Here is a 26,999-nt window from a genome sequence, read left to right as displayed (position 1 = left end):
GGTGTCAGTACATGGCCATGCCGCCGTTGACCGCGGCCGTGGTGCCGGTCATGAAGGAGTTGTCCTCGGCGGCGTAGAAGGCGACCGCTTGGGCGACGTCGGCCGGGTGGGCCAGGCGGCCCAAGGGGGTGGCGGCCACCTGCCGCTGCCTCGTTGCGTCGTCGAGCACGGCATCGGCGGTGCGGGACTCCACCGGGCCGGGCGAGACGACGTTGACCGTGATGCCCTGCGGGCCGAGTTCCTGGGCGAGATACCGGGCGAACTGCTCGAGTGCGGCCTTGGAAACGCCCAGCGCGATCATGCCCGCCCGAGGCAGGCGGCTGAGTCCGGTGCCGATGTAGATGAGGCGTCCCCACCCTCGTTCGGTCATCGTGGGCAGTACGGCTTTGGTGACCGCGAACGCCGCGTGCATCTCGGCGTCGATCTTGCCGCCCAGTTCTTCCCACGTCATGTCCTGGAACGGCTTGACCGCATACGGGATGAGCGCGTTGTGCACGAGCACGTCGATGCCGCCCCAAGCTGCCTGGACCTGTCCGACCATGCTCTCGACGGCCGCCTCCTCGCGCACGTCGGCCTGCATGGCCATGGCCTGGCCGCCCGCAGCCTCGATGTCGGCCACGACCTCCTCGGCCGCCTTGGTGTTTCGGAGGTAGTTGACCACCACGCGCATTCCTCGCGCGGCCAGAAGTCGCGCCGTGGCCGCGCCGATTCCGCTGCTGGCCCCCGTCACCAATGCCACCCTGCCGGTCGTCCCGGTCATGGGCCCACCTCCGGATCGTCGTCGCGGGCCGTCGGGATGACCGCCCGGGGTTGTTCGTCGTCGATGCCCCGGCCTGTCGGGCGGATCGCCCCGTACAGCACGGTGTCGACGGTCGCCCGCAGCAGATCGGCCGCGGTCCAGTCCAGATCGCGCGGCAACTCCGACATGAGCAGCCGCTCCAACGCGCCGCGGGTGATCTCACTCAGCAGCTCGGGCGGCGCCGGCAGCAAGCCCTGCCGGTGTCCCTCCCGGAACAGCTCGTCGAGCCGCCGGTAGACCACCGCGTCCACACGCTGCTCCACGTACTGGCGCAGCATCGCGTCGCCCCGCCCCGTCGCGAGCTGAGGCGCGCCGATCCGCCCGAGCTCACTGCCCGCCGCGATCAGGAACCGCTGCACCCGCACGCCGAACGGCCGCTCTTCCGCCTCCTCGGTCGCCGCCTCCAACGTGCGCTCCACCGCGGCGAACTGGCGGTCCAGCACCGCGGCCAGCAGGCTGCGCTTGTCCGGGAAATGACGGTAGATCGTCTTCTTGCTCATCCCGAGCTCACGAGCGAGATCGTCCATGCTCACCCGGGCGAAACCCGACCCGAAGAACAGCCGGCCGGCCGCCTCCACGATCACGTCCGCACGCCGCTCGTCACTCGTGGAAACTCGAGAAACTGGATTAGTTTCCATAGTTCCCATCGTTGCCCTCCGTCTCTTCGCTGTCAAGGCATGCCGTACGTCCCAAGTGCCTGCCGGCGAGGTCTGGCCGGGGGCGCGCTACCCGGCGGTCGCGAGCCCGATGAGCAGCAGGGCGATGTCGTCCGTCCGGGGCGCGGTCTGCCGTGCATGGTCGATCAGGGTCGTGGCCAGCCGGTCCATGGGCTGGGCCGAGGCCCGGGCGAGCTGGGTGGCGAGCCCGGACATGGCGTCGTCCATGTCGACCCCGGGAGTCTCCACGAGGCCGTCGGTGTACAGGGCCAGGACGGTCCCGGGCGTCAGCGCGATCTCGGTGGGGGGATAGTCCACGTCGGGGTCGATGCCGAGCAGCACGCCGGGTCGGAGCGGAAGGACCTCGGCGTGGCCGTCCGGGTGACGCAGAACGGGCGGGGGATGGCCGGCGGTGGCGAGGACGGCTCGGTGGTGTGCGAGGTCGAGGTGGGCGTAGAGGCAACTGACGAAGCGGCCCGGGTCCATGGCGACCAGCTGGCGGTTGGCCTGCGCGAGGGCCTGTGACGGCGTGGCCCCCGAGGCGGCGTGGGAGCGGATGGCGGGGCGCACCCGGCCCATGAGCGCGGCGGCGGTGACGTTGTGGCCCTGGACGTCGCCGATGACCGCGGCTGCGGTGGTGTCGTCGACCCGGACCAGGTCGTAGAAGTCGCCGCCGATGTCCATGCCGCGGACGCTGGGCAGATAGCGGGCCGCCACATCCAGCCCAGGAAGGTCGGGCAGCGAGTCGGGGAGCAGGGCCGCCTGCAGGGTCTTGGCGAGTTCGTTGCTGGTGTCGTACAGGCGGGCCCGTTCCAGCGCCTGCGCGATCAGCCCCGCGAGCGCGATGAAGACGACCCGCTGCTGGTCGGGAAAGGGGTGGGGCCGGTCGAAGGCGAACACGCACGAGCCCACCGGACGCCCGGAGGCGATCAGCGGCAGAAACGCCCAGGCATGCAGACCCTTCTGGTGCGGGGCGGGCGGGTAGGCCCGGGACAGCTCGTCGAAGGAGGCGAAGAAGCTGGGCACGCCGGTGGCGAGGACCCGGACCGCGGGTGCCGGGTGGGTCAGCGGCACGCCGTCGAAGTGTTCGAGCAGCGAGGGGTTGTAGCCGCTGCGGCCGATGACCCGCATTCTGCCGTCCTCGGCTGCGAGCAGGGCGACGGTCCGGGCTCCGAACGCCGGCAGCATCTCCTCGGTGACCAGATCGACCACGTCCGAGACGCCCACGGTTTCCGACAGGGCGGCGGCCAGGTGCAGCACCCGGTAGACCTCGCCCAAGCGGATCGGCTCGCCCTGGAATGTCTCCGTCCTGGTGGGCCCCGGCTGCGAGTCCCCGCCTGGACCGGTCGGCGATATGCGGACGCTCACCCCCGAGTCGTCGGGATAGAGCTCGAACGCGAGCCACTGGTCCGGCGGGTGCAAGGCGGTGTAGGAGCCGGGCTTCCGGCTGACCACGGTGGCGCGGAAGTGGTCCTCGAAGGCCGGGTCGGTGCGCCAGGGCAAGGACTGCCAGGGACGCGTGCCGATCAGATCGTCGGGGCTGCTCGCGCCCAGAAGGGCGGCGGCGGTGGCGCTGACGTAGGTGAACCTGCCCTCGAGATCGAGGGAGCAACTGCCCCAGGGCAGCCGCTCGACGAGGTCGGCCGCGGCGAGCGCCTCGGCCGGCCCCCGCTTGCCGGCGGGCGGCTGCACCAGGGTGCGGGGTGCGGGCCCCGGGCCGACGGCGCGGCCGGTGCCGGCGGCGTCGCGCAGGAACCGGCCCAGGCGCCGACCGGCGGCACGGACCCGTTCAGGGCTCGGGCCGTCGGCACGGGTGGAGTCGGCGCCGGGCCAGAACAGCAGCAGCGCGCCCCAGACCGTGGTGCCGGTGAGGAGCGGTGCCGCGGCCACCGCATGGTGGTAGGGCAGGGCGATCGCCGTGCGCGGGTAGCGACGGGCGAGCTCCTCCGGGTCGCCGAGCCAGACGAGCCGCCGCTCGCGCACCGCATCGGCCACCGGAAAGCGGCTCGACAGCGGGACCCCGAACCAGGGCGCGAGATACTCCGCCGGCATGCCTGCGGCCACCTCCAGCCGCAGGGTCTGGCCGTCGGACGCCAGCAGGAAGACCGCTCCCGCGTGCACGCCGGTGTCGCGCACAGCGAGCTCCAGCAGCCGGTCCAGCTCGGCACGGCGCAGCGACCCGGCGGTGGGCGAAGGGGAGCGGGGCCCGTGGGGCTGCGCCGCGCCGCCTTCCCGCATGGCGCACATACCAGTACCGTACGTCCGCACCTGCCGACCCCGCGCGGATGCCGCTGCCGATTCCCGTCCCGGACGCTGTTCCCCACGACGGTCTGCTCGCCCCGTTCGTGTCAGCGTTCGAGGACGAGGGCGAGTCCCTGGCCCACGCCGATGCAGAGGGTGGCCACGCCCGTGCCGGAGCCGCGGCGGGCGAGCTGGTGGGCGACGGTGCCGGCGAGGCGGGCGCCGGAGGCGCCGAGGGGGTGGCCGAGCGCGATGGCGCCGCCCTGCGGGTTGAGGATCGCCGTGTCGAACTCGGGCCATTCGGCGAGGCAGCCGAGGACCTGGGCGGCGAAGGCCTCGTTCAACTCCAGTACGTCGAGATCGGCGAACGTCCGGGCGGCTTTGGCCAGGGCCCGGTTGACGGCTTCGACGGGGGCGAGGCCGAAGTAGTCGGGGTCGATCGCGGACACTCCGGTCGCACAGACGCGGGCCAGCGGCTCGCGGCCGATGGCCTTCACGCCCTCCTCGTCGGCCAGCAGCAGGGCGGCGGCTCCGTCGTTGAGCGGGGAGGCGTTACCAGCCGTCACTGTGCCGTCTTTGGTACGGAAGGCCGGCTTCAGCTTCGCCATCGCGGCGAGGGAGGCGTCGGGGCGTACGCACTCGTCGGCCGCGAACAGCTGGGGGTCGCCTTTGCGCTGCGGGACGGGGACGGCCGCCAACTCGGCTTCGAACAGGCCCTCTTCCTGGGCGGCGGCGGCCTTCTGGTGGCTGTGCAGGGCGAACCCGTCCTGCTGCTCACGGCCGATCTTGTGCTTCTCGGCGATCAGCTCGGCCGACTCCCCGAGAGGGATGGTCCATTGCGGGTTCATCACCGGGTTCACCATGCGCCAGCCCAGCGTGGTGGAGTACAGCTCGGCGTGGGCGGCCGGGAACGGCCTGTCGTTCTTGGGCTGGACGTAGGGGGCGCGGGTCATGGACTCGACGCCGCCGGCGATGGCGATGGAGGCGTCGCCGACGGCGATGGCGCGGGCGGCCTGGATCACGGCTTCGAGTCCGGAGGCGCACAGCCGGTTGACCGTCGCCCCGGGCACGCTGGTGGGCAGGCCGGCGAGCAGCGCTGCCATGCGGGCGACGTTGCGGTTCTCCTCGCCGGCGCCGTTGGCGTTGCCGAAGTACACGTCCTCGATACGCTTGGGATCCAACTGGGGTATGCGGGCCAGAAGTTCGCGGACGACTTGGGCGGCCAGGTCGTCGGGGCGTACGGAGGCCAGGCCGCCGTTGTAGCGTCCGATCGGCGTGCGCACGGCGTCGACGATGTAAACGGGGTTCATAGCAGGCCCTCCGTGACGGTCAGCTTGGCGTCGGTCCTGGCGATGATCTCCTCGACGTCGACGGCCGGTGCGCACTCGACCAGCACAAGCCCCTCGTCGGTGACGTCGAGGACACCGAGGTCGGTGATGATCCGGTTCACGCAGCGCCTCCCGGTCAGTGGCAGCGCGCACTCGGTGAGGATCTTCGGCGAGCCGTCCTTGGCGGTGTGCGTCATGACGACGATGACCGTGCGGGCACCGTGGACCAGGTCCATGGCGCCGCCGATCCCCGTGATCATCTTTCCGGGGATCGCCCAGTTCGCCAGGTCTCCTTGCTCGGAGACCTGCATGGCACCCAGCACCGCGACGTCGATGTGGCCGCCGCGGATCATCGAGAATGACAGCGCCGAGTCGAAGAAGGAAGCACCTGGCAGGACCGTGACGGTCTCCTTCCCGGCGTTGATGAGATCCGGGTCGACCTCGTCCTCACCCGGGTAGGAGCCGGTGCCCAGGATGCCGTTCTCCGACTCCAGGATCACCTCCACCCCTGGCGGCAGGTAGTTCGGGATCAGCGTGGGCAGGCCGATGCCGAGATTGACGTACTGGCCGTCGCACAGCTCACGCGCGGCGCGGGCAGCCATCTCCTCACGAGTCCAGGCCATCAGCTGCTCACCGTCCGCCGCTCGATCTTCTTGTCCGCCGCCTGCTCCGGGGTGAGGACCAGCACCCGCTGGACGAAGATGCCGGGCAGATGCACCGCGTCCGGATCGATCTCGCCGGGCTCGACCAGCTCCTCCACCTCCGCGATCGTGACCTTGCCGGCCATGGCCGCGAGGGGGTTGAAGTTGCGGGCGGACTTGCGGAACACCAGGTTCCCGTGCCGGTCGCCCTTCGCGGCCCGCACCAGTGCGAAATCGGTGCGGATGCCGTGCTCAAGCACGTACTCGGTGCCGTCGAAGTCCCGCACCTCCTTGGCCGGCGAGGCCAGTGCGACCCCGCCGGAGCCGTCGTAGCGCCAGGGCAGTCCGCCCTCGGCGACCTGCGTGCCCACCCCGGCCGGGGTGTAAAAGGCGGGGATGCCCGCGCCGCCGGCGCGCAGCCGTTCGGCGAGCGTGCCCTGCGGGATCAGCTCCACCTCCAGCTCACCGGACAGGTACTGCCGCGCGAACTCCTTGTTCGCCCCGACATACGATCCCGTCACCCGTCCGATCCGGCCCGCCGAGAGCAGTACCGCCAGGCCCGAATCCATTGCCCCGCAGTTGTTCGAGACGACCGACAGCCCGCCGACGCCTCGCTCGAACAGGGCCTGGATCAGCACGTTCGGCACACCACTCAATCCGAACCCGCCCACGGCCAACGACGCTCCATCCGGCACATCCGCCACGCCCTCCAGGGCCGTATTGACCAATTTCCCCATATCTTTCGGATCTCCAGATGCTCGCGTGAATTCTGTGTCCATCGCGGAGCGTTTTACGCCGCCGACATGTCCGCCCGATGTGCATTCAGCCTGCCGAGGCCGTCCGCGGAGACCTGGTTCCACGGTCCGATGCCACGGCGCGCTTGGCCATCCCGCAGATCGGCGATATTGGCTGCGATTCAAGGGTTGTGCTGTCGGCCGCTCTCGCACGAATCGGGTATTTCACATTCCTGCGGGAACGAGATGCTGACGTGACAGGCGGGCGACCCCGTACGCCACCAGCGCGAGCCCGAACACCTGGAGGGTCAGCCACCAGCCACCACGCAGTCTTTCTCCGTAGAGGGTGACGCCGAGCGCCAGGCTCACCAGTGTGTCCCCGAGGGTCAGGGCAGGCTGGGAGGCGACCAGCGGTCCGGACTGCATGGCGTTCTCCAGCAGGAACAGGGCGCACACGCCGAGGGCTGCGAACGCATAGGTCTGCCATGCGGTGAAGAAGGCACCCATACCCCGGCGGCCGAGGGCGGCGGTCGAGGACTTCATGAGCGCGGCCGTGAGGGAGTAGGAGACGGCGGCGGCCAGGCCCATGCACGCGGCGCGCGCCGCGCCGTTGGGCAGCCTAACCGCGACGCTGCACAACACCACCACGGCGAGCAGGCAGCAGGTCAGCACCGCTGTCCACCGAGCCGCGGGGATCCCGAGAGTGCCACCATTCGGCGCGGCCGCGAACAACGCCAGGCACAGGCCGCCCCCGATACTGCCGACGGGCACCCAGCCGGCCCGGGGCAACGGGCGCCCGAAGACGATGCTCGCGAGCAGCAGCACGAACGGCAACTCCAGCATGAAGAGCGGCTGTACGACCGCCAGGGCGCCGGTGGCCAGCGCGGCGCCCTGGAACATCGCCGAGAGGGCGACCCCACCTATGCCGAGCAGCCAGACCGGTGTGCGCAGCAGGTCCCACATCAGGCCGATGCGCAGACCGCCGGACTGCGGGACGCCGGTGGCGGCCCGGCGCTGCATCACGGTTCCCAGTGCGTTGGTTGCCGCTGCGAGGAGAGCGAAGATCGGCGACAGCACGGTCAACATCGTGGTCTCCTGTCCCGAGATCGCATTGATCGATGATCGATCGATCGTGGGTGTGGGTCAGTGCTCTGCGAGAAGATGCATCAGTTGGGCGTCCAGGTCGACATGCACGTGCTCGGTGCCCGGTGACACCACCGCATCGGTGCGTTGCAGGAACTCCGTCACCACCGGCCAGGGGAACATGAGGTCCGCCCGTCCTGCGGGCGGCGTGAGGACGATCTGCACCATGTGCTGTCCCTGGTGCCAAGCAGGGCGCAGGCGGACGTCGCCGATACCGACTGGCTGGAGCCGCCCCTCTCTCAGGAGCTCACGGGCGAAGAACCACTCGACCGCCCGGTCACCGCCGAGGCGGAAGGTCGCACGGACCACGTAGGGATCGTCGGCACGATAGCCCAGTCGCGTGGACACGGGCACCGCCGAGCCGTCCGGCATGACGAGGAGTGCACATAGCTCGGCATCGACGGCACCGGTGCTGGGTCTCGGCATCTCTTCCTCACTCACTCGGTACGAGAGTCGAGCCCGCCGGCCCGGGGCTGTCCCGGACACCGGGCCGGAGGGCTGTCAACGGGTGTTCCATGCGCTCTTGGAACACCGCTGCCCCCTGCGTGCATCCCGCCTTCCGCCGCCGTCCCGGGTGACCTCGCTCACCAGCCCGTGGTGCGGACCCATTGCCTCGAACGTGGCCCGCCGGGACGAGACAGTGCTCCTGGGCATAGCCCTCCAGCAGCGAGCGCAGCCGTCGGTGACCTCGGTGCAGTCGGGACAGCACGGTGCCGACGGGAGTCTGCATGATGTCGGCGATCTCACGGGTGGTGAAGCCCTCGACGTCGAAGAGGTACACCGCCGTCCGGAAGTATTCCGGGACGGCTTGCAGCGCCGCCTTGACGTCCGAGTCGGGCAAGTGGTCGAGCGCCTCGGCCTCGGCGGAGCGCAGTCCCGACGAGGTGTGCGAGGCCGCGCGGGCGATCTGCCAGTCCTCGATCGCCGTCGTGTCGTCGCGTTGCAGCCGCCTGCGTTGACTGCGGCGGTAGTTGAGGAACGTGGTGGTGAGGATGCGGTATAGCCAGGCCCGGAGATTCGTGCCCTCGCGGAACTGGTGGAACGAGGCGTAGGCCCGGGCGTACGTCTCCTGGAGCAGGTCCTCGGCGTCGGTCGGACTGCCGGTCATCCGCACGGCGGCCGCGAAAAGCCGGTCACGGTGTACCAGTGCCGGTTCGAAGCGGGCCTGCATGTCGTGGTCCGCCACGGCCTTGGCGTCCTCATCAGTCTTCCCCGTCGCCGCCGGACTCGGCGGGATGTCGGGGTCGGCCTCGCAGTCGGGTCCGGTTCCGGTCATGGTGCCTCCTGGGGTGGGGACGACGGCCGGATCTCAGCCGTCGATCAGGTGCGCGCCGGACCGGTCCGCGCCTAGTCCGGGAGACGCACGGACAGCGGTCGTATTCCTGGGTTCGGCACCCCCGACCTGAACCCTCGCCGCTCGTGAATGCGGACCGGTCGGACGCCGTTCCGGTGACCTCGACCGGCGTATCCGCCTGACAGAGGTCCGGATCCACGATCCAGCCCCTGGACACCCACCGCATCGCGCAGACGAGTGATGTCCGTCGAGAGCCGGAGGCCCCGGGCGCGGAGCCTGTCGCACGAACAAGGTATTTCAACGCCGGCGCCCGTTATCCCTCGCGGATTACGTTGACCCCCGTCATTCAGGCATCGAAAGTCTTGGTTCCAAGCAGACGGCGGGACTGGGGAATTCTCATGAAGACATTCGTGCATCGGGGACAGATCACCAAGGTGGTCTTCGGCAGCGGTACGCGCAGCCGTATTCCTGAAGAGGCTGATGGCCTCGGATGCCGTCGGGTGCTCATCCTGTGCACACCTGGTCAAGCGGGCCAGGCAGTGGAGGTACACGACGTACTGGGTACGGCGGCGGTGGGAACTTTCACGGAAGCGGCTCCGCACACCCCCGTCGAGGTCACGGAGAAGGCGGTCGCATATGCCAGGACCGTGGGAGCGGACTCGGTGCTCGCCATCGGCGGTGGCTCGACGATCGGCCTCGGCAAGGCGATCGCTCTGCGGACCGGGCTGCCACAGCTGGCGTTGCCCACCACGTACGCCGGCTCGGAGATGACGCCGATCCTCGGAGAGACCGAAGGGCGCCGGAAGACGACCCGCCGGCTGCCGGAAGTGCTGCCGAAGACCGTGGTGTACGACGTCGACCTGACGTTCACGTTTCCCGCGGCGGCATCGGTGGTCAGCGGCATCAACGCGATGGCGCACGCGGTGGAGGCCCTCTACGCACAGGACCGGGACCCGCTCGCCTTCCTGATGGCCGGTGAAGCGCTCGAATCCCTCATCCGCTCCCTCCCGGTCGTCGCACAACGTCCGGACGACGGCGAGGCGCGGGCCGATGCCCTGTACGGGGCGTGGCTGGCGGGCACGTGCCTCGGCACGGTCGGCATGGCCCTGCATCACAAGGTGTGCCATGTGCTGGGCGGCACGTTCGGGCTTCCGCACGCCGAAACCCACGCTGTCGTCCTGCCGCACGTGGTCGCCTACAACGCACCGGCGGCGCCCGAGGCCATGGCACGCATCGCGAAGGCGCTGTCGGCGGTTGATGCCGCTAGCGGTCTCTTCGACTTCGCGGGAAGGCTCGGCGTCCCCCGGGCACTGCGGGACCTCGGCATGCCGGAATCGGGCATCGAGCAGGCGGCCGAACTCATCGTGCGGGACGGCTACTGGAACCCGCGACCGGTCGAACGGACGGCGGTACGCGCCCTCCTGGCCCGCGCCTGGGCAGGGCAGCAGCCGTGCACATCACCCGGCGACGGACATCCCCGGACCATGTCCGCGACCCACCACCCAACCACCACGGGAGCGCGTCATGCGTGATCTGACCAGCGACACCATCACCGAGGCCGTGATCTCGACCATGCGGAACACCAAGGACTCCCGCGTCGCCGAGATCCTGGAATCACTGGTGCGGCACCTGCACGCCTTCGTCCGCGACGTCGAACTGACGCAGGACGAATGGGCCCGGGGAGTCGACTTCCTGACGCGCACCGGGCAGACGTGCACCCCGACGCGTCAGGAGTTCATCCTGCTGTCCGACGTGCTCGGCGTCACCATGCTGGTCGACGCCCTGACCAACCGACGCCCCAGCCAGGCCACGCAGAACAGCGTGCTGGGCCCGTACTTCAGGGAGGACCGGCCGCAGCAGGCCGACGCCGCCGACATCTCCGGAGGTCTGCCCGGTACCCCGCTGTTCTTCGAGGGACGGGTCGTGGACCACGAGGGAGCGCCGGTCGCAGATGCGGCGGTGGACGTCTGGCACAGCGACTCGGACGGCCACTACGACATGGAGGTACCCGGCTTGGACGAGCCGGCCATGCGCGCGCTGTTCCGTACCGACGGGACAGGGCACTTCGGCTTCCGTTCCATTCGCCCGTCCAGCTACCCGATCCCCGGTGACGGCCCGGTCGGCGAACTCATGAGCGCGACCAGCAGGTCGCTCATGCGTCCCGCCCATGTGCACCTGCTGATCGAGGCTTCGGGATTCCAGCGCGTGACCACCATGCTCTTCCTCTCGGACGACCCGTACCTGGACACCGATCCGGTGTTCGGCGTCAGGCAGTCGCTGATCGAGCGCTACGACACGTACGCGGCCGACTCCGGGCCCTACCGGGGAACGACCGAGGTCCCGTACACCCTGCTGCGCCACACCTTCGTCCTCGAACCCCTCGTCACGGACTGATCCCCACAGCGCCACCACGACGAGAGCCGGTCATCCACTAGGACGGCCGACGCCGAACACTCCATCACACCGCGGGGTTCGGCCCCGCATTCACGGAGGTCCTCAGATGAGTGAAACCCTCGACAAGGTCTTCGGCTTCCGCGCCACGATGAGCCGACTCGCCACAGGCGTCAGCGTGATCACCACACGCTCGGGCAGCACGGCCATAGGCATGACGGCGAGCGCCGTCTCCGCGCTGTCCCTCGAGCCGCTCCAACTGATCGTGTGTATCGGCAACCAGCTGTACACGCGAACCGCGATCGCGGAGCACGGTCGCTTCGCCGTCAACGTCCTCGGCGAGGACAGCGAGCACCTCGCGCGGAACTTCGCCGTTTCGAAGCCGGACAAGTTCGCGGGTGTGGAGATCATCGACGACCACGGCGTGCCGGTGCTGAAGGACGCCATCGCGGCTGTCGTGTGCGACGTCGCCGCGGCACTGCCCGGCGGCGATCACACCATCTTCGTGGGCGACGTCCGCCACTTCGAACACCGGGTGGAAGGCCGGCCGCTGCTCCACTTCGGCGGAGACTTCGGCACGCTCAGGCCCCCCTGCTAGCGCTGGTGAAAGCGGCGCGACGGAGGCTGCCGTACCCCTGACCCGGACCACTACGGCCCCCGGCGTCCGGCTCCTGCAGGCGAGCCACGGACGCCGGGGGCTCCACCAGTCCCGACGACTCCACCGAAGGTGCCATGACCAGTTCCGTGCCGACCTTCAAGCTGCGTCCTGGGGACCAGCCCCCGCACCAGCTGACCCGCCCCCGGCTGCTGCGCCGGCTGGACGCGTCGACCGAGCCCGTGGTGGTGGTCTCCGCGCCCGCCGGTGCCGGAAAGACGGTGCTCCTGACCGAGTGGTCGCGAAGCCTCGCAACTCGTGGAGCGTGCGCCTGGCTCAGCCTGGACGCGTACGACAACGCCCCGGGCCGGCTCTGGGCCGGCATCCTGCGGGCGTTGCAGCACGTACGGCCGGAACTGCCCGTCCGCCCCCACAGCGGCGAGTGGACACTCGACGCGTGGCTCGAGGAGATCCTGCCGAGCCTCGTGAGCGGACTGGACGGACAGGGACCGCTCGCGCTGATCCTCGACGGAGTGGAATCGATCACGGATATCGACGCGGTCCGCAGCCTTTCGGATTTCCTCACAAGGCTTCCGCAGGGCTTTCGCGTCGTTCTGTCGACCCGTCACGTACCGGGTGGACCCGTACCGATCCTGCACGTTCGGGGCGCGGTCGCTGAACTCGACCAGCACGACCTGGCCTTCACCCCCGAGGAGGCGCACGCCGTGCTCACCGATCTGCTCGGGTCCGCTCCGGCCCCGGACACGTCGAGCGCGCTGTACGAGGCCACCGAGGGGTGGGCGGCGGGAGTGTGCATCATGGGCCGTACCCTCGCCCGCTCGTCGAACGACGCCGATACGAAGGCCGGCCTGGCCCGTGGCAGGCGAGCGGTCACCGAGTACCTGGCCGCCGAAGTGCTCCACCGGCTCACCACCGAACAGCGCCGGTTCCTGCTCCGCACCAGTGTGCTCGACGAGCTGAGCGCCGGGCCGTGCCGGGCCCTCGCCGGGGACCGGGCGGGTGTACTGCTGCGTGAGCTCGCACGGACCGTCCAACTGCTCGTACCCGTCGCCGCAGATCCCTCGGCATACCGGCGTCACCGCGCACTGTCCGCGCTGCTCTGCGACCTCCTCGGATCCGAAGGGCCGGAGACCGCCGTACCGTTGCACCGATCGGCGGCTCGGTGGTACTCACGGCATGGCGAGACGACCGCGGCCGTACGGCACTGGGTGCGGGGCGGTGACGTGGCCGCCGCCGTCGCGTCGATACTCCAGGACTGGGAACAGGCGATCTCGGCAGGCCGCAGCCGGGAGGTCGCGCAATGGCTTGAGCTCTTGCCGCCCCGCACGGTCGCCGCCGACGCAAGACTGTGCGTGGTGGCGGCGATGGCGGCCCTCTCGAGGGGCGCTCCGGAAACGGCCCGGCGCTGGCTGGACGTGGTCCGGCTCAGGGAGCCGGGAGCGGAGACGGTCGGCGAGGGCAGCACGGTGTCTGATGCGGCAGCCGTCGCCCAGGCCGTGGCCTGCTGGCTCCAGGGGGAGATCCTGACCGGCGACCGACTCGCCGAAACCGTCTTCGCCGGCACCGTCCCGTTGACTTCCTGGCGTGCCCTGGCCTGTACGGCCCGCGGTACCGCTCTGCTGTGGACCTCGCGGTACGAGGAGGCCGAGGCGCTGCTCGGCGAGGCGACCCGTGACGCGCATGCCGCCGGGCACGGGCTGACGCTCGTCCGCGCGCTGGGCCTGCGGGCGCTGTGCGCCCTGCTGGCCGGACGCCATGGGCCGGCGCGCATGCTGAGCGACGAAGCCCTGGACGCGGCCGGGGCGGCCGGCCTGCGGCGGCACTTCGTCGCGGCGGCCGCCTACATCGGCAGGGCCGGCCTGCTCCTCGATGAGGGACGGGCCGACGAGGCCGAACGGACCCTGGCCGACGCGGAAGCGGCGCTGGCGGACTCGTCCGGGACCGGCAGCGAACCCCAGATGCACGCCTGGTACCACGTCACACGGGCACGACTTGCCACTGCTCAGCACAACACGGCCGCCGCCGGGGAGGCCCGTGCGGCGGCCGAGCGGGCAGCGGCCCGGTGCGAGTCACCAGGAGCACTGACGAAACTGCTCGGGCGAGTCGGCGAGGACACCGTCGTGCCGCTGGTCGTGTCCGGCCCCCAGGAGCTGTCGCTCGGGGAGCGCCGGGTGCTCCGCGCCCTGTGCGGTCCGCTGACACTGCGTGAGATCGCCGCCGAGTTCTATGTGTCCCACAACACCGTCAAGACACAGGTACGGGCGATCTTCCGCAAACTCGGCGCACACGACCGGAGCGCAGCGGTCGCCAGGGCCCGGGAGTGCGGCATGCTCTGACCCGGGCCCCGGCATCCTGCTACGAGGCGTTCTGACGAGAGGCGTCCTGGCGTCGGGCGTAGTCCGCCTGGGCCAGGTACGCGGTCTCCTGCTCCCCGTCGCTGCTCACGCTCTCGATGCCGCAGACCTTGCGCGCGAGGTCCGCCATGCTGCCGGTGGGGGACATCTCGGCACGTTTCATCGTGAGGCTTCGAATGGCCAGCAGGGGTGTGCCGTTGAAGTTCTCGAAGGTGCTGATGCGGTCGCCCCAGTCGGACAGGAACATGTCGCGGATCACGCGGCTGATCTTCAGCCGGTCGTGCGGCCTGCCGACCGGTCCGGTCTGCAGCGCCGCCAGCCACGGCCGCAGTTCGGGCCGCTCCCACTGCCCCTCGGTGGGATAGATGAGCGCGGCACGACCGGACAGGTCGATGAGCTCGTGGGTCAGGTCGGTGATGTGCTCGATGTAGTACGCCCGCCCGAAGTCGAACATCAGGACGTTCGGCTTGTAGATGCCGCCGGGAGTGAAGAACCCTTCGTCCTCCGAGGCGATCACATGCGCCTTGAGCGTCTGGAGGAAGCCGGCGAACCGGGCGATCCGGGCCTGGACGGGGGGCAGTTGGTAGGTGCCGATGTGCTGGGTGATCAGCAGGGCCAGACCGAGCATCAGCTCGGCCTTCACCATGGCACGCACCAGCGAGTGGTAGTGCAGCCAGTCGAAGACGCGCTGCGGGTACAGCGAGGCGTGCTCGGGGTTGCCGATGTGGAAGACGCGGTTCCAGGGGATGAGTACGTCCTCGAACACGATGATGCTGTCCAACTCGTCACCCTGCGAGGCGAGCGGGTGCTCCACCTCCTCGCCGTCGCGGACGTTGCTCTCGCGGCAGATGATGGTGACCCCGGGGGTGTTGGGCTTCACCGCCCCGTAGATGATCTGCTCCGACACGATGCCGGGGCGGTAGAAGACGCCGATGTGGATCCAGTCCCCGAAGGCCGCGCCGGTGCTGATCGCCTTCACACCCCGCACGGTGATGCCCTCGTCCGAGGTGGCGACCACCCGCAGCGCGGGGGACTGGGCCTGTGCGGAATCGCGCGAGCGGTCCGCCTGCGGGTCGACGAAGGCCGGCGTCGCGTTGAGGTCGCCGTCCCGCATCACGTTCCAGAAGTCGAGGATCCCCCCGGTGAGGTCCCGCCCGTCGGTCCCGACGGACTGGCTGCTCCAGGGCTCGGGGTCGTCGACGTAGGTCAGCAGGACGTAGTTGTTGACGTCCGGTGTGCGCGGGATCGCACCGCCGCCCAGTTCCCGCTGCACCGTCTCCATGTAGCGCCGCTTGCGCAGCAGATCCTCCTTGGAGCGGTGCTGGAACCATGTCATGGACCGCCGGACACCCTCTTCGTCCAGGAACGTCATGACGTCCTCAAGGTCCGGGCGGTGGTGCAGATCGTAGAAGTCGGCGATGCTCCGGGCGTACGCCCTCGTCCTGGGGTGCGTGGCCACGTTGTCGACGAGCTCGTCACCCACCCACACCGTGCGGCCGTCGTTCAGCGCCACCAGGTATTCCTTGCCTGTACGCACGTCATGCTCCTCTCGGGGGCAAGAGATCTGGACGCCCCGGAGCATGCGTCGCGACGGGGTGAGCGGACGGCGCGGAACCGACAATCACCCGGGTGAAAGCGCCGGGCACACGGGAACCGGCGTTGAGGTGGATGTGGCCGTGCGGCATGCTGGGCCCCATGCGCAGCACAGACCCCGCGGGCGACCGGCCCGGTGGGCGTGGGAACCAGGCCATGAACGGGCTGCGCCTCAGGGGACGGGGCCGCGAGATGGCCGCTGTCCGTGAGGCCCTGGACGCGGTGCGTGGCGGACGGGGCGCCTGCGTCGTCGTGGAAGGCGCACCCGGTGTCGGCAAGAGCCGGCTGCTCGCGGAGCTGGACGATCTGGCACGGCGGTCGGGGTTCGACGTGGTGTCCGTACGGGCCGACGAACTCGACCAGTACGCCGCCGGAGCCGCCCTGCAGTCCGCCCTGCAGTTCTCCGACGGTTCCGAACGAGCGGCCGCGGCCACCGACGACCAGCGGCTGTGGCTGCTGGACAGCATCACGGACGCTCTGGAGGACCGTGCCCAGCGCGCCCCGGTGGCCGTGCTGGTGGACGATGCGCAGTGGGCGGATCCGGCCACGCTCCTGGTGCTGCGCACCCTGCCCCGGAGACTGGCGGCCTCGCGGATCCTGTGGGTGCTGGCGGTACGGTCGGAGACCGAGCGGCCGACCGTTGCCAGGGTGCGGGAGGACCTCGAACGACTCGGAGCCCGGTGGCTGACCCTCGGCCCCCTGCCGCAGCAGGAGCTGCAGCACATCGCGGCCGACGTCCTCGGGGCCAAACCGTCACCCGGGCTGGCCCGGCTTCTGGGAGGCGTCGCGGGCAATCCGTTCCTGGCGATCGAACTGGTGCGCGCCTTCGCCGACACGGACGCCGTCAAAGTGGAGGCGGGCGTGGCGAGCCTGCTGCACGACGGCATTCCCGTCGGCTTTCGGCGGAGCGTCGCCGCGCGTCTGGACCGGCTCCCGGAGGATGCCGTGCGCCTGCTCCAGATCGGGTCCGTCCTGGGCCGGGAGTTCGATCTCGGTACCGCCGCCCGCATGCTCGGCAGGCAGGCCGGCAGCCTGCTGTCGGGCGTCGAGGCGGCGCTGAACGCCGGTCTGCTCTCCGGCGACGGGCCGCGACTGGCGTTCCGCCACGACCTCATGCGGCAGGCCGTCCACGAGAATCTGGCGCCGGCCGTACGGACCGCTCTGCACCGGGAGGCCGCCGACATTCTGCGTGGCATCGGGGCACGATCGGCCGAGGTGGCCTGGCACGTCGTCCTGTCGGGCGGACCGGTCGACGACGACGCCGTGACCACATTGACCACCGCGGTACGGGAACTGTCCTCGTCGGCCCCTGACGCGGCCGCGGACCTGGCCCAGCAGATCGCCGGACTGCTGCCCATGCACGACCGGCGGCGCATCGCCCTGCTGACCGACGCCGCCGAGTACCTCGGCCGGACCCGCCGGGTGCACCAGGCGCTCAACCTGGTCGACGCCACCCTGTCGGACCGGCTCGAGCCGCTCCAGGAGGCGCGTCTGCGCCTGGTGGCCGCCGAGATCCACCAGGCCGCGGGGGACGACGCCGCCGCGATGACGCATCTCCAGCAGGCTCTGGCCCTTCCCGGGCTGCCGGCCGACCTGCGGGTCCGGCTGCTCAAGACCAAGGCGACGGGCCACGTGTACCTCGGGGACATCACCGCTGCCGAGCAGACCGACGTCGGACTGGTCGAGGCCTCCTACCGCAGCGAGGACCCGGCCGTCGTCGTCAGCGCCATGGTGTTCCAGTCGCAGACGTTCTTCTACCGTGGGCGTCTCGCCCGCGCCCTCGAGCTCGCCGGGGAGGCCACGGCACGCGCCGGCACGGAGTCCGGCGTACTCCACCTGCGGCCGCCGCGGATTCCCGCGCTGTGGCTGGCCACGGTGCTGACCGCCACCGACCGGCTCGCGGACACCGAGCGGGTGCTGCGGGAGGGGCAGCGCGAAGCGGAGGCGCTGGGCCTGGGCTGGTCACTTCCCCACTGGCATGCGAGCCGTGCCTGCGCGCTGTTCGAACAGGGGGCGCTGGACGACGCGGCGGTGGAGGCCGAGTCCAGTCTGATGGTGGCCGACGAACTTGAGATCACCCAGCTGAATCCCCAGGCCCTCTCTGTGCTGGCGTTGGTGGAGATCAGACGCGGTGACCTCGCCAAAGCCAGGGACCAGCTCCGTGCCGCCGAAGCCGCTTCCGGCACGAGTACCCAGAGGTTCGGCCTGTGGGTGTCGCTCGCGCGCGCCTGCCTGGCCGACTCGGAGGGCCGGGACGCCGCAGCGGCAGCGGCGCTGGGCGGCAGCTTCGCGGACGCCGAGCCGACACAGCTGCTTGCGGTGCCGCCGTCCCACTGGCCCGGGATCGCGCGCATGGCGCTCCGCGGCGAGGACCTGTCGCTCGCGCAGGCCGTGTCCGGCGCGTTGCGCACCCTCGCCGAACAGGACGACAGCCAGCAGATCATCGGGACCGTCCGTGCCCATGTGGACGGCCTGCTCCACAACGACCGGGGTGCACTTGCGTCCGCCGTCACCGGTTACCGGAGCACCGGCAGGCGGCTGGCCCTGGCCGCGGTCTGCGAGGACCTCGGGGATCTCGTGGCCGCGTCGGGCGACACCACGTCGGCGATCCCGTACTTCGAAGAGGCGGGTGAGCTGGCGTCGGCTTCCGGAGCCCTGCGCGATTACGAACGGATCATGCGGCGCCTCAGACAGTTCGGCGTGCGCACAGCTGCCCCACGGCACCACACGACCGGCGCACCGGGATGGGAGAGCCTGACCGAGTCCGAGCGTAAGCTCATTCCGCTCGTCGTGGAGGGCCTGACCAACCGGGCCATCGCCGACCGGCTCTACGTGTCCGTGCACACCGTCAACACGCATATGAAGCACATCTTCACCAAGCTCGGCATCAACACACGCGTCGAGCTGACCCGGCTGGCGATCGAACGGGGCGGCATCTCCGACGGGGCGCACTGAGCGACGCCTGCGGCGGCGGGGCGCGGCGGCGAGGATCCCGTGAATGGGCGATGCCAGCGCCTGACGCACGGGTGATGCTGGTCGCGACGGCGCCACAGGCACGGCGCCGTCAGCGATCCGATCACAAGCGGACGGCTGAGCCCGGAGAGCGACCGGGCCGCGTACCAGGCGCTCGAGAAGGAGTACCGGCGTGGCAGGACTTTCCCCCGTGTCGCGGACGGATGGTCAACCGCGGCCCGCGTCATTCGGCACCGGCACGTGGATATGGGCCGCCTTCCGCCCATGGCGGCTCTAGCTGCGCTGGCCAGCCTGTTGCTCGCGCGGTGCTGTTCCGGTCCCCTCCTGTGGGGGTTCGTCGGGACGACCACGACGGCTGTCTATCTGCTCGCTGCGAGTGCCCAGTTCCTCTGCTTCGCAGTTCGCCGAATCACCTAGATGCCAAAGCCGTACAACCGTAAGAGGTTCACCATGTCACTCGCACTCGACCCCGTAGCCCAGGACCTTCTGTTCCGGGAGGCTCGTACCGCCAACACCTTCACCGACGACCCGGTGACGGACGAGCAGACGAAGGCCATCTATGAACTGATCAAGTACGGCCCCACCAGCATGAACCAGCAGCCGCTGCGAATCCTGCTGGTTCGTTCCGCCGAGGCGCGTGAACGCTTGATCGGACACCTGTCCGAGGGGAACCGCAAGAAGACCGCGGCCGCCCCTCTCGTCGCCGTCCTCGCCGCAGACAACGAGTTCCACGAGGAACTGCCCAGCCAGTTCCCCCACTTCCCGCAGGCAATGGATCTCTTCGCCGAGCGTGCGGTGCGTGAGCGTTCCGCAAGGCTCAATGCGCTCCTCCAGGTCGGCTACTTCATCATCGGCGTCCGCGCGGCCGGCCTGGCCGCGGGACCGATGACCGGCTTCGACGCCGAGGGTATCGACAAGGAGTTCTTCAGCGATGGCGAGCATTCTGTTCTCGCCGTCGTCAACATCGGCAGGCCGGGCGAGAATGCCTGGTTCCCGCGCTCCCCACGCCTGACATACGCCCAGGTGGTCACGACCGTCTGATCCACTGCCAGGCATCTGCGCTCCGGAACCCCTCCGGTCATCCACGCGTCCGCAGGCCCGGGGGGAGGGTCTCCCCCTCCGGGACCGGTTCCGTCGAGCTCCCGGCGGTGTCGCCGATGGCGGTGTGCGCGGGCGGCCATGGCAGCAGGGCGATCAGGGAGTGTGCCCGATGGATGAGGAAGGCGGCGAGCGGCAGTTCGGTGGCCAGGGCAAGGCCCCCCGCCATCCAGACGTCCTCAGTTCCGAGGTCGAGCGAGATGTCGAACCAGGTGTCGCAGATCAGCAGGACCGCTGTGGCGTGCGCGTACAGAATGACCGAACGGCTGCGGCGCCAGGCCAGGAACGCCGTGGACGCCAACGCCATGATGAGCAGCACGTCGAATCCGACCCAGGTCAGGCGCCACTCGTGCACGTGGTGGGACGGCGGCAGCGTCAGACCCAGCATCACGGTCCACGGTATGAGACAGGCGGCGCATGTGGCGAGCAGCTCAGCGGTGTGCCTCCTGCGGCGGTCCGGCGTGAGGCTGCGGCGGCCGGTGTGTTCCTTGGTCACTTGCGGTCCGTCCTCACGCACTTCCTCCGACACCGGCAGGTTTCCCGGATTCCACATGGGCACAGCCGTATACGTCGTTCCGGGTATTCCCGCGGTGTGCCACCGAACCTCTCGGGTCGCGGGCGATGCCGGTGTCACCCACTACGGGCGTGCCAACCCAAACGTCTTCAGCTGCTCCCAGATCCACGGGTAGAAGCGGTCGTACGTTGAACAGTCCCAGACGTGTCCGCGACGTCCGTCGTGGTGCCCACCGACGGTTCCCGTCTCGGCCACCGCACCCGCTCGGGCAGGGACGCGCGCGTCGGCCGGAAGAGCAGCCGCGTTCGCGGAACCCCCGGCGACGAGGAGGGTGCCTCCGGCGAATGCCAGTGCGGCGGCGGTCGCTATACGCCGTACGAGCTTGTTCTTGGTGCGCAAAACAATCACTCTCTGGTTTCCGGAGAGTAGAAACTGCTAACGTGGCCAGTTTCGATCAGGAAGGTGCGTAGTGCATCGCATGATCTAGTGATTGACTGCTGCCCAGCTGGAGTCATGCTGCAGGTATGTATTGTGGGCTTGAGTCGAGACCTGATAGTCACATGAATAGCTAGATTGTGCGATGTTCTCAGTTCCTTTCCGGTCCACTCTGCCCAGAGAGCTGACATCGCTCGAGTTCTCTTGGCTCGGCGGTCGTCTGCAGAAGAAAAGTGGCACACGAAACCCTCTCTGACATCGTCGGGTGAGACGCCCCGAAATGATCAGATATTGTGGGCGGGTGCGGGCTGAGGAGTTGATCCGTGAGGCGATCGACCGCAACGGGATCGTGCCGCACACCGTGCACGCCGACCGGGGCACCTCGATGACCTCCAAGCAGGTCTCTCAGCTCCTCCTCGATCTCGGCGTGACAAGGAGCCATTCCCGGCCCCGGGTCAGCAACGACAACCCGTTCAGCGAGAGCCAGTTCCGCACCACGAAGTACCAGCCGGACTATCCGGAACGTTTCGACTCCCTCGCCCACACACGGGAGTGGATGGACGCGTTCATCTCGCACTACAACCACGTGCACAGGCATTCCGGGATCGGCTACCACACCCCCGCCAGCGTCCACTTCGGCACCGCCGAACTGGTCCGCGAACAGCGGGCTGCCACCCTCACCGCCGCTTTCGAGCAGCATCCCGAACGATTCAACCGCCGCCCCGTGCCGCCGAAGATCCCCCGCCATGCGTGGATCAACGACCCCGCCCGACGGCGCGAACCACAGCAACATAACTCATAGCCATACATTCGTTTCATTTGACTTGACAGCTACCGAAACCAGATCGGGGTCGGGGGCGTGGAGGCAGGGCGGTTTCAAAGTCTTACCGGTGGTGCGTCCGTGCTGGTCAGCAGAGTCCGAGGAGAGACAGGGGGCGGGTGAACGGCTCGTAGGACATCTCGCGGAGTCCGGCGGCGATGTTGTGGTGGCCGGCGGTACGGAGGCAGTTGATCGCCAAGCTGCGCGGGGTGGCCATGTTCTCGGGGCCGTGCTCGGTGTGGACCTTGGAGGAGTCCTCGCGGAAGGCAGTGTCTCTCACGAAGTGGAGCCGGTTTTCAATCACCCACTGCGAGCGAATGATCTTCGCGAGCCGCTGTGGGGAGGCTTCCTGGCTTGTCAGGTCGGTGATGACGTAGACCGTCTCGCGGCTGCGTCTGCCGGTCTTCAGGCAGGTGCGGTGGCGTACGACCCGGGCGACCTGCGCGGCGTGCGGGAAGTCGAGGTCATCGACGGTCAGGACCTGCACCACGCGGGTTTCCTTGCGGCCGTGCCCCTCTGTACGGTCGTAGAACTTCGCGGTCACCTCCTTCCAGGGCAGCATGTGCAGCCGCTCGTAGAGACCGGGCTGGTTCTTCTTCACGCACAGCGCGTAGTGCGCCTTCTTGTCCTCGACGAGGAAGCGGGCGTGGCCGCGCTGGGCATGCAGGGCATCGGCCGTCACAGTCACTCCGGTCAGGTCGAACGGGGTCAACAGGCTGGCGAAGCAAATGATTTCATTCGTCTTGTCCGGCGCGCGCAGCTGCGTGACGGTCAGCCCGCCACCGGTCATGGCGGCAAGCAGGTGTGCAGCCGGGGTGTCGCCGTGGCGGGAGCCGCGGGCGTTCTTGCCGTCCACGGCCAGGGTGTCGGCACCGGACGGGTCACATCCCAGCAGGTCGGCAAGGCCACTGGGGCAGACTCGGTTGACGATCCGACGGATTGTCGCGGTGCTCGGCGCGATGCACACCGCGAAGACCGACACCCTCCGGGCGCCGAGCCGGGCCAGGGTGTCCTGGAGCGTTTCTCCCGATCGCGGCGAAGGACCGGGCCCCGCACATGACCGCGGAGCAGGCCATCAGCAGTACGCTCACGAACGGGTGACGCCTTCCGCGCCGGTCACGTGGATCGGGCAAGGTCGCCAGCCGGGACGGCAGATCGCCGATCACGCGGTGCTGACGCGAGGGCGACTTGACCAGACACACGGTGGCAGACTGACGACACATCGAAGCAGTGATGATGGTGCCGTGGTCCTCCGCCGGGTCTGACCCACATCGAAGCTGACGCCCAAGGGCTGTCATGTCGGAGAACTGTCGACTCGCTGCGGAGGGCCACCATGCACACAGCCGATCGGGCGCTCGTGACCTGATAGGAGCTTGGGCTAGAAGCCCCCGTCACTGCTTTGTCCGCCGCCCGACCGGCGTGTGCTGCCCCTCCTGGCAACCCGGAAGGACAGCACCTCCATCATGACCGATCAGCGCCCGGACGTCTTCGGAGGCGTGGACACCCACGCCGACACCCACCACGCCGCCGCCGTCGACCCCATCGGCCGGCACCTGGGCGACGCTCAGTTCCCCACCACGAACGACGGCTACCGCGCCCTGCTGGCCTGGCTGCGCTCATTCGGGACCGTGCTCGCCGTCGGCGTCGAGAGCACCGGGTCCTACGGCACCCAGCTCGCACGCGTCCTGGCCGCTTCCGGCCTACAAGTATTCGACATCTAGCGGCCTGACCGGCGCATGCGCCGCCAGTTGGGCAAGTACGATCCCATCGACGCCTATGCCGCCGCCGAGGCAGTCGCCTCCGGACGCGCGGGCGTCATCCCCAAGACGCACGCCGGTGCCGCCGAGGGGCTGCGGGTCCTGCACAACGCCCGCGCCTCGGCCATGAAGGCCCGCACGCAGGCCATCAACCAGATCCGCAGCCTTCTGGTCACCGCGCCCGACACCCTGCGCGGTCAACTGCGCGGTCTGGCAGCAGCAGACCTGATAAGCGTGTGCGCCCGGCTCCGACCGACACCAGACCTGGCCGACCCCACCGCCGCGACCAAGTTCACCCTGCGTCGCCTTGCCCGCCGTTACCAGGCCCTCGGGCGCGAAATCAGCGAGTACGACGCGGAGTTGACCGCGCTGGCGGCTCAGGCCGCGCCGATGCTATTGGCCGTGAACGGCGTCGGGCCCGAGACCGCCCCACGCCTCCTGGCGGCAGTCGGCGACAATCCCGAGCGCCTGCACTCCGAGGCGGCCTTCGCACATCTGTGCGGCGCCGCACCTCTGCCCGCCTCCTCCGGCCGCCGGGACCGCCACCGGCTGAACCGGGGAGGCAACAGGTCAGCCAACGCAGCCCTCTCCCGCATTGCGGTCGTCCGTATGCAACACGACCACCGCACCCGCGAGTACGTGGCCCGACGCACTACGCAGGGACTGCAGAAGAAGGACATCATCCGCTGCCTCAAACGCTGCATAGCCCGCGAGGTCTTCAGGGTCTTGACCTGCACAAACATCACAAAGGCCGACCTCGCGCAGGCTGCCTGACAAGAGATAGGAGCTTCTCCGGGCGATACAGGCGACTTGGTAGGTCACCGGCATCAACCGGAGCTTCGTTGCACCTGTGGCGGCCCACCACCACATTGTCATGATGCCGTGACCAGCACAGATCCTTGATCGAAAAGACTTTGAAGCCGCCCTGGCTACGCTCCCCAGTTCTGACTGGCTCACCGCTACTGCGCCATGCCCGGTTTGGCGCTGCCATGCTGGGCCGTGGCGGACGACGTTCAGCGGGAATGCTCCGCGAGCTCAAATTTCCATCTGCCGATGGAGTCACAGTGCAGGCACCGTATTTCGGTCCAAGCCTGGTCAAGAATGAGGTGCTTGCGTCGTCCACGTTCGGCGGGTGTCTCCGCCCGTTCGGCGGCGATCTGCCGAGCCTGTTGCTGGTCCCTGGCGTTGTCGACCAGGTAGAAGCACCGAATTATACGATCGGGGGCAATTCGGTAGCGGAACCCGATCAACCAGATGACGGTGTCATTCATTGTCGGCTCATCAGCTTCAACGAGGGGATGGGGGAATGGCATTTTCTGTCAGTGATTCTCCTGGCCGACTGCCAGCCACGCTGAAAGCCAGGGCTCCAGTCCATCTGTGAATGTTTGGCCTGCCTCATACTTCGGAGAGTCGAGATCGGTGGCGGCGCACTCCGGGATGCGCGTGTGACAAGACGAGGAAGGTTGGGACCCAGCTGACGTAGAGCTCAGGGAACTGTCAGTACCGCTCATCGTGCAAAACACCCCCGACTTCTATCAGGAACTAAATACCAACACCATCAGTGTTCGCTGTGCATCGCATAATCTAGTGAGCGGTCCTTGCGCAGTCAGCACTCCCGACGCGGAGCTCTTTGTGGGCATCGCGACAGATCTAATGACGCAGGGTGATGCTCTCACCAATTAGTCGTCAAGACCGTGTGCCCAGCTTCATCAAGTCGTGAGCTGGGCTTTCTCCCTGGTGTGCCGCGTCGAGTTCGCGCAGCACGCGGTTGCGTCGATGAGGAGCTTGCGGCCCACCGCAAGCGGGTGGCACTCCTCCAGCCTCAATGACGGAGACGAGGTTCTGGCCACGATGAGACTCCCTCTCCTCCGCATGGGAGTCGGCAGTGACCGGGTCTACGCGCCGGCGCAGCGTGTGCCGGCACAATCAGCGGGTTCACATGCGGCCGGCGAAGCGATGATCTTGCGCCGTGGCGGACTGGAAGCGGTGGACCCGAGCCGATGTTTCGTGGACGTTCAATGCCCTGGCGCGGCGCGGGTCCTGGGTGGCGAGGCCGACGGGGCAGGCGTTGGTGTCGCAGATATGCGCTTGATGCGTTCGACGGCGAGGGGTGCAGGGCTGGGCGGCTTTTGGCGCTGCCGGTTGCTCGGGCTGTGATGCCGGGGCGGGAGGTTCGCGTTGACGGACACCCCGGGTCAGTTGACGTGTCCAAGCTCCGTGAGCTGGTCCCAGACCCAGGGGTAGAACCGGTCGAAGCGGTCGTAGGCGTAGCGGCCACAGTGCCCGTCCGAGGGCTTCCCGTGGTGGCGGTAGCCCTCACTCCTGACTCCGCCGTACCCGCCGTGGTTCCAGCCGGTGGCTCCCGTCCCCGCAACCACACCTGATTGGGCGGGGGTGGGCGTGTCCGCCGAAAAGGTGGCCGCACTCGCGGAACCGCCGGCAGAGAAGAGGGCACCTGTGGCGAATGCAAGAGACGCAGTCACAATCCCGATGCGATGTGCGAGCTTTTCCATGGTCATTTCTCCTTGTTTTATCGATCGCTAACAGGAATCACTATGGATCGGAAAGGGGCGGGGAACATCGCACGATCGAGTGATTGGTCGGCGTGCGACCCGCCGCCCTTCTTCAGGGCGTCCCTTTCGGGCTTGACCGCAGAAAGATCGACTCAGGGCGAACCCTGTGCGCGTCGTCGAGTATCTCGTCGCCATCGCACGGTCACCAGTAAGGAGGAGTTACTCGCGACAGGGGAGGGAACGGTCGGACCGATCACCAGATCATGTGATGCGCCTCAGTTCCTTGCCGTGCCATTCTGGCCAGGCAGAAAACCAGTAGCCACATTCCCCTCGCCCGCGCGGATGTCGGGTGTGTCCGGCAGGTCTTGCGGGCCTGCAGTGCGGGCGACGGCCGGCTCGCTGTCCGGGCCGTCAAGGACTCCGAGTCGCCGGTAGGAACCGAGCCCTCCGCACGAAGGAACAGCCGCAGATGAGCGATCAGACGAAAGTGATGGTCCTGGGAGTGATCGCACTCGTACTCGGTGTCAGCCTTGTTCTCGTACTGCAGCATGCCTGCACGCACTGATGGACATCGCTCCCGAGGCTCGGCCGGGCCTTCCTGAGGGGCCGCCTTGGGCGTACGCCATATTCGCCCCTGCTTTTTACGTGCAGCAGTGAATGAATCGCCCCGGGTTTGATGGAGACATCGGAGACCCGGAAGGATGCCGATCATGGCTGCTCCCCGTAAGTACCCCGACGAACTGCGCCAGCGTGCGACGCGTCTGGTGGTCGAGGCCCGCAAGGATCCGGCCGGTCGGGCCGGTGCGATCAAGCGGATCGCCGACCAGCTGGACGTGCACCCCGAGGCTCTGCGCGGCTGGGTCAAGCGGGCCGAGACCGATGAGGGCGTCGTGCCCGGGACCACCAGCGGTGACGCCGCTCGGATCGCGGAGCTGGAGCGGGAGGTGAAGGAACCGCGGCGGGCAAACGCGATATTGAGGTCTGCCTCGGCTTTCTTCGCCGCGGAGCTGTGCGCCACGAGGCGCGATGTTGATCGAGAGGCGGTGAAAGACCGCATCCATTGGGCCGTCGCAGCGGCCTGATCGAAGCTTGGGGGCAG

26 protein-coding genes and 1 pseudogene are annotated in these 26,999 nt (G+C 68.8%); 11 read left to right on the top strand and 16 right to left on the bottom strand.

Going from position 1 to position 26,999, the window contains the following annotated elements; translation table 11 throughout:
• Window positions 1-4: 4 nt before the first annotated feature.
• The 9 genes from ACFYX0_RS38895 to ACFYX0_RS38855 form a co-directional block, all read right to left on the bottom strand.
• Window positions 5-760 (bottom strand): SDR family oxidoreductase, encoded by a 756-nt coding sequence (locus ACFYX0_RS38895; RefSeq protein ID WP_361232411.1) that lies wholly within the window; start codon window positions 758-760, stop codon window positions 5-7.
• Window positions 757-1,377 (bottom strand): TetR/AcrR family transcriptional regulator, encoded by a 621-nt coding sequence (locus ACFYX0_RS38890; protein ID WP_388978272.1) that lies wholly within the window; start codon window positions 1,375-1,377, stop codon window positions 757-759. Before ACFYX0_RS38890 ends, ACFYX0_RS38895 begins: the two co-directional genes overlap by 4 nt.
• Before the next feature lie 147 nt (window positions 1,378-1,524).
• Window positions 1,525-3,702, bottom strand: a complete 2,178-nt coding sequence (locus ACFYX0_RS38885; RefSeq protein ID WP_388978269.1) for a SpoIIE family protein phosphatase — start codon at window positions 3,700-3,702, stop codon at window positions 1,525-1,527.
• A 101-nt stretch (window positions 3,703-3,803) separates the two neighbouring features.
• Window positions 3,804-5,006, bottom strand: coding sequence for a thiolase family protein (locus ACFYX0_RS38880; protein WP_388978266.1), 1,203 nt, complete (start codon window positions 5,004-5,006; stop codon window positions 3,804-3,806).
• The gene (locus ACFYX0_RS38875) at window positions 5,003-5,647 is read right to left on the bottom strand and encodes a CoA transferase subunit B (protein WP_388978263.1); all 645 of its coding nucleotides are present in this window, start codon (window positions 5,645-5,647) and stop codon (window positions 5,003-5,005) included. Before ACFYX0_RS38875 ends, ACFYX0_RS38880 begins: the two co-directional genes overlap by 4 nt.
• Complete coding sequence (locus tag ACFYX0_RS38870; protein ID WP_388978260.1) at window positions 5,647-6,402, bottom strand: CoA transferase subunit A; 756 nt, start codon at window positions 6,400-6,402, stop codon at window positions 5,647-5,649. Before ACFYX0_RS38870 ends, ACFYX0_RS38875 begins: the two co-directional genes overlap by 1 nt.
• Window positions 6,403-6,624: 222 nt before the next feature.
• On the bottom strand, window positions 6,625-7,485 hold the full coding sequence (locus tag ACFYX0_RS38865; protein ID WP_388978258.1) for a DMT family transporter: 861 nt from the start codon (window positions 7,483-7,485) through the stop codon (window positions 6,625-6,627).
• 57 nt (window positions 7,486-7,542) lie between these two features.
• The gene (locus tag ACFYX0_RS38860) at window positions 7,543-7,968 is read right to left on the bottom strand and encodes an SsgA family sporulation/cell division regulator (RefSeq protein WP_388978255.1); all 426 of its coding nucleotides are present in this window, start codon (window positions 7,966-7,968) and stop codon (window positions 7,543-7,545) included.
• Window positions 7,969-7,975: 7 nt separating this feature from the next.
• On the bottom strand, window positions 7,976-8,818 hold the full coding sequence (locus tag ACFYX0_RS38855) for a sigma-70 family RNA polymerase sigma factor (RefSeq protein ID WP_388978253.1): 843 nt from the start codon (window positions 8,816-8,818) through the stop codon (window positions 7,976-7,978).
• Between the two features lie 416 nt (window positions 8,819-9,234).
• On the opposite strand from ACFYX0_RS38855, the gene ACFYX0_RS38850 reads away from it, so the two are divergent.
• The 4 genes from ACFYX0_RS38850 (at window position 9,235) to ACFYX0_RS38835 (ending at window position 14,179) form a co-directional block, all read left to right on the top strand.
• Window positions 9,235-10,368 carry a maleylacetate reductase gene (locus tag ACFYX0_RS38850; protein ID WP_388978251.1) on the top strand — a complete coding sequence of 378 codons (1,134 nt, stop codon included), beginning with the start codon at window positions 9,235-9,237 and terminating at the stop codon, window positions 10,366-10,368.
• Window positions 10,361-11,230 (top strand): dioxygenase, encoded by an 870-nt coding sequence (locus tag ACFYX0_RS38845; RefSeq protein ID WP_388978248.1) that lies wholly within the window; start codon window positions 10,361-10,363, stop codon window positions 11,228-11,230. Before ACFYX0_RS38850 ends, ACFYX0_RS38845 begins: the two co-directional genes overlap by 8 nt.
• Window positions 11,231-11,336: 106 nt before the next feature.
• Complete coding sequence (locus ACFYX0_RS38840; RefSeq protein WP_234518359.1) at window positions 11,337-11,825, top strand: flavin reductase family protein; 489 nt, start codon at window positions 11,337-11,339, stop codon at window positions 11,823-11,825.
• Between the two features lie 134 nt (window positions 11,826-11,959).
• Complete coding sequence (locus ACFYX0_RS38835; RefSeq protein ID WP_388978246.1) at window positions 11,960-14,179, top strand: LuxR C-terminal-related transcriptional regulator; 2,220 nt, start codon at window positions 11,960-11,962, stop codon at window positions 14,177-14,179.
• A 19-nt stretch (window positions 14,180-14,198) separates the two neighbouring features.
• Here the strand turns inward: ACFYX0_RS38835 and ACFYX0_RS38830 are convergent, their stop codons facing one another.
• Window positions 14,199-15,734 (bottom strand): 4-hydroxyphenylacetate 3-hydroxylase family protein, encoded by a 1,536-nt coding sequence (locus ACFYX0_RS38830; RefSeq protein ID WP_388978244.1) that lies wholly within the window; start codon window positions 15,732-15,734, stop codon window positions 14,199-14,201.
• Window positions 15,735-15,892: 158 nt separating this feature from the next.
• Between ACFYX0_RS38830 and ACFYX0_RS38825 the strand changes: the two genes are divergently transcribed.
• The gene (locus ACFYX0_RS38825) at window positions 15,893-18,745 is read left to right on the top strand and encodes an AAA family ATPase (RefSeq protein WP_388978241.1); all 2,853 of its coding nucleotides are present in this window, start codon (window positions 15,893-15,895) and stop codon (window positions 18,743-18,745) included.
• Between the two features lie 468 nt (window positions 18,746-19,213).
• Window positions 19,214-19,804: a malonic semialdehyde reductase gene (locus tag ACFYX0_RS38820; protein WP_388978239.1), complete on the top strand. Its 591-nt coding sequence runs from the start codon at window positions 19,214-19,216 to the stop codon at window positions 19,802-19,804.
• Between the two features lie 37 nt (window positions 19,805-19,841).
• On the opposite strand, the gene ACFYX0_RS38815 is transcribed toward ACFYX0_RS38820, so the two are convergent.
• Window positions 19,842-20,357, bottom strand: a complete 516-nt coding sequence (locus ACFYX0_RS38815; RefSeq protein ID WP_388978236.1) for a hypothetical protein — start codon at window positions 20,355-20,357, stop codon at window positions 19,842-19,844.
• 141 nt (window positions 20,358-20,498) lie between these two features.
• Window positions 20,499-20,774, bottom strand: a complete 276-nt coding sequence (locus ACFYX0_RS38810) for a hypothetical protein (protein WP_388978233.1) — start codon at window positions 20,772-20,774, stop codon at window positions 20,499-20,501.
• A 385-nt stretch (window positions 20,775-21,159) separates the two neighbouring features.
• Here ACFYX0_RS38810 and ACFYX0_RS38805 point away from each other — a divergent pair.
• Window positions 21,160-21,612: pseudogene (locus ACFYX0_RS38805) on the top strand (transposase); the annotation flags it as partial.
• A 106-nt stretch (window positions 21,613-21,718) separates the two neighbouring features.
• Here ACFYX0_RS38805 and ACFYX0_RS38800 read toward each other — a convergent pair.
• Together ACFYX0_RS38800 and ACFYX0_RS38795 are read right to left on the bottom strand one after the other, a co-directional pair.
• Window positions 21,719-22,597: an ISAs1 family transposase gene (locus tag ACFYX0_RS38800; RefSeq protein WP_388978231.1), complete on the bottom strand. Its 879-nt coding sequence runs from the start codon at window positions 22,595-22,597 to the stop codon at window positions 21,719-21,721.
• Window positions 22,512-22,853 (bottom strand): transposase family protein, encoded by a 342-nt coding sequence (locus tag ACFYX0_RS38795; protein WP_388978229.1) that lies wholly within the window; start codon window positions 22,851-22,853, stop codon window positions 22,512-22,514. The genes ACFYX0_RS38800 and ACFYX0_RS38795 overlap by 86 nt, the downstream gene beginning before the upstream one ends.
• 240 nt (window positions 22,854-23,093) lie before the next feature.
• Between ACFYX0_RS38795 and ACFYX0_RS38790 the strand changes: the two genes are divergently transcribed.
• From ACFYX0_RS38790 to ACFYX0_RS38780, 3 genes are all read left to right on the top strand, one after another.
• Window positions 23,094-23,351, top strand: coding sequence for a transposase (locus ACFYX0_RS38790; protein ID WP_388978227.1), 258 nt, complete (start codon window positions 23,094-23,096; stop codon window positions 23,349-23,351).
• Between the two features lie 15 nt (window positions 23,352-23,366).
• On the top strand, window positions 23,367-24,161 hold the full coding sequence (locus tag ACFYX0_RS38785) for a transposase (RefSeq protein WP_388978225.1): 795 nt from the start codon (window positions 23,367-23,369) through the stop codon (window positions 24,159-24,161).
• 290 nt (window positions 24,162-24,451) lie between these two features.
• Window positions 24,452-24,742 carry a hypothetical protein gene (locus ACFYX0_RS38780; protein ID WP_388978222.1) on the top strand — a complete coding sequence of 97 codons (291 nt, stop codon included), beginning with the start codon at window positions 24,452-24,454 and terminating at the stop codon, window positions 24,740-24,742.
• A 580-nt stretch (window positions 24,743-25,322) separates the two neighbouring features.
• On the opposite strand, the gene ACFYX0_RS38775 is transcribed toward ACFYX0_RS38780, so the two are convergent.
• Together ACFYX0_RS38775 and ACFYX0_RS38770 are read right to left on the bottom strand one after the other, a co-directional pair.
• A complete protein-coding gene (locus ACFYX0_RS38775; RefSeq protein ID WP_388978283.1) occupies window positions 25,323-25,469 on the bottom strand; it encodes a glutamate synthase-related protein in 147 nt (48 codons plus the stop codon).
• Window positions 25,470-25,582: 113 nt separating this feature from the next.
• On the bottom strand, window positions 25,583-25,900 hold the full coding sequence (locus ACFYX0_RS38770; RefSeq protein ID WP_388978220.1) for a hypothetical protein: 318 nt from the start codon (window positions 25,898-25,900) through the stop codon (window positions 25,583-25,585).
• A gap of 710 nt (window positions 25,901-26,610) precedes the next feature.
• Between ACFYX0_RS38770 and ACFYX0_RS38765 the strand changes: the two genes are divergently transcribed.
• Window positions 26,611-26,982 (top strand): transposase, encoded by a 372-nt coding sequence (locus ACFYX0_RS38765; protein WP_388978217.1) that lies wholly within the window; start codon window positions 26,611-26,613, stop codon window positions 26,980-26,982.
• Window positions 26,983-26,999 lie beyond the last annotated feature (17 nt).

Source organism: Streptomyces sp. NPDC002573 (assembly GCF_042889625.1).
Classification (GTDB): domain Bacteria; phylum Actinomycetota; class Actinomycetes; order Streptomycetales; family Streptomycetaceae; genus Streptomyces; species Streptomyces gibsoniae.
The sequence above is the reverse complement of the archived record's forward strand: the minus strand, read 5'-3'. Positions and strand labels throughout refer to the sequence as shown.

Excerpts from the sequence above, each read along its gene's own strand:
- ACFYX0_RS38895 (WP_361232411.1), bottom strand. The coding sequence starts at position 760 with ATGACCGGGACGACCGGCAGGGTGGCATTGGTGACGGGGGCCAGCAGC.
- ACFYX0_RS38885 (WP_388978269.1), bottom strand. The coding sequence starts at position 3,702 with ATGTGCGCCATGCGGGAAGGCGGCGCGGCGCAGCCCCACGGGCCCCGC.
- ACFYX0_RS38880 (WP_388978266.1), bottom strand. The coding sequence starts at position 5,006 with ATGAACCCCGTTTACATCGTCGACGCCGTGCGCACGCCGATCGGACGC.
- ACFYX0_RS38875 (WP_388978263.1), bottom strand. The coding sequence starts at position 5,647 with ATGGCCTGGACTCGTGAGGAGATGGCTGCCCGCGCCGCGCGTGAGCTG.
- ACFYX0_RS38870 (WP_388978260.1), bottom strand. The coding sequence starts at position 6,402 with ATGGGGAAATTGGTCAATACGGCCCTGGAGGGCGTGGCGGATGTGCCG.
- ACFYX0_RS38865 (WP_388978258.1), bottom strand. The coding sequence starts at position 7,485 with ATGTTGACCGTGCTGTCGCCGATCTTCGCTCTCCTCGCAGCGGCAACC.
- ACFYX0_RS38860 (WP_388978255.1), bottom strand. The coding sequence starts at position 7,968 with ATGCCGAGACCCAGCACCGGTGCCGTCGATGCCGAGCTATGTGCACTC.
- ACFYX0_RS38855 (WP_388978253.1), bottom strand. The coding sequence starts at position 8,818 with ATGACCGGAACCGGACCCGACTGCGAGGCCGACCCCGACATCCCGCCG.
- ACFYX0_RS38850 (WP_388978251.1), top strand. The coding sequence starts at position 9,235 with ATGAAGACATTCGTGCATCGGGGACAGATCACCAAGGTGGTCTTCGGC.
- ACFYX0_RS38845 (WP_388978248.1), top strand. The coding sequence starts at position 10,361 with ATGCGTGATCTGACCAGCGACACCATCACCGAGGCCGTGATCTCGACC.
- ACFYX0_RS38840 (WP_234518359.1), top strand. The coding sequence starts at position 11,337 with ATGAGTGAAACCCTCGACAAGGTCTTCGGCTTCCGCGCCACGATGAGC.
- ACFYX0_RS38835 (WP_388978246.1), top strand. The coding sequence starts at position 11,960 with ATGACCAGTTCCGTGCCGACCTTCAAGCTGCGTCCTGGGGACCAGCCC.
- ACFYX0_RS38825 (WP_388978241.1), top strand. The coding sequence starts at position 15,893 with ATGCGCAGCACAGACCCCGCGGGCGACCGGCCCGGTGGGCGTGGGAAC.
- ACFYX0_RS38820 (WP_388978239.1), top strand. The coding sequence starts at position 19,214 with ATGTCACTCGCACTCGACCCCGTAGCCCAGGACCTTCTGTTCCGGGAG.
- ACFYX0_RS38795 (WP_388978229.1), bottom strand. The coding sequence starts at position 22,853 with ATGTGTCGTCAGTCTGCCACCGTGTGTCTGGTCAAGTCGCCCTCGCGT.
- ACFYX0_RS38790 (WP_388978227.1), top strand. The coding sequence starts at position 23,094 with ATGACCGATCAGCGCCCGGACGTCTTCGGAGGCGTGGACACCCACGCC.
- ACFYX0_RS38785 (WP_388978225.1), top strand. The coding sequence starts at position 23,367 with ATGCGCCGCCAGTTGGGCAAGTACGATCCCATCGACGCCTATGCCGCC.
- ACFYX0_RS38770 (WP_388978220.1), bottom strand. The coding sequence starts at position 25,900 with ATGGAAAAGCTCGCACATCGCATCGGGATTGTGACTGCGTCTCTTGCA.
- ACFYX0_RS38765 (WP_388978217.1), top strand. The coding sequence starts at position 26,611 with ATGGCTGCTCCCCGTAAGTACCCCGACGAACTGCGCCAGCGTGCGACG.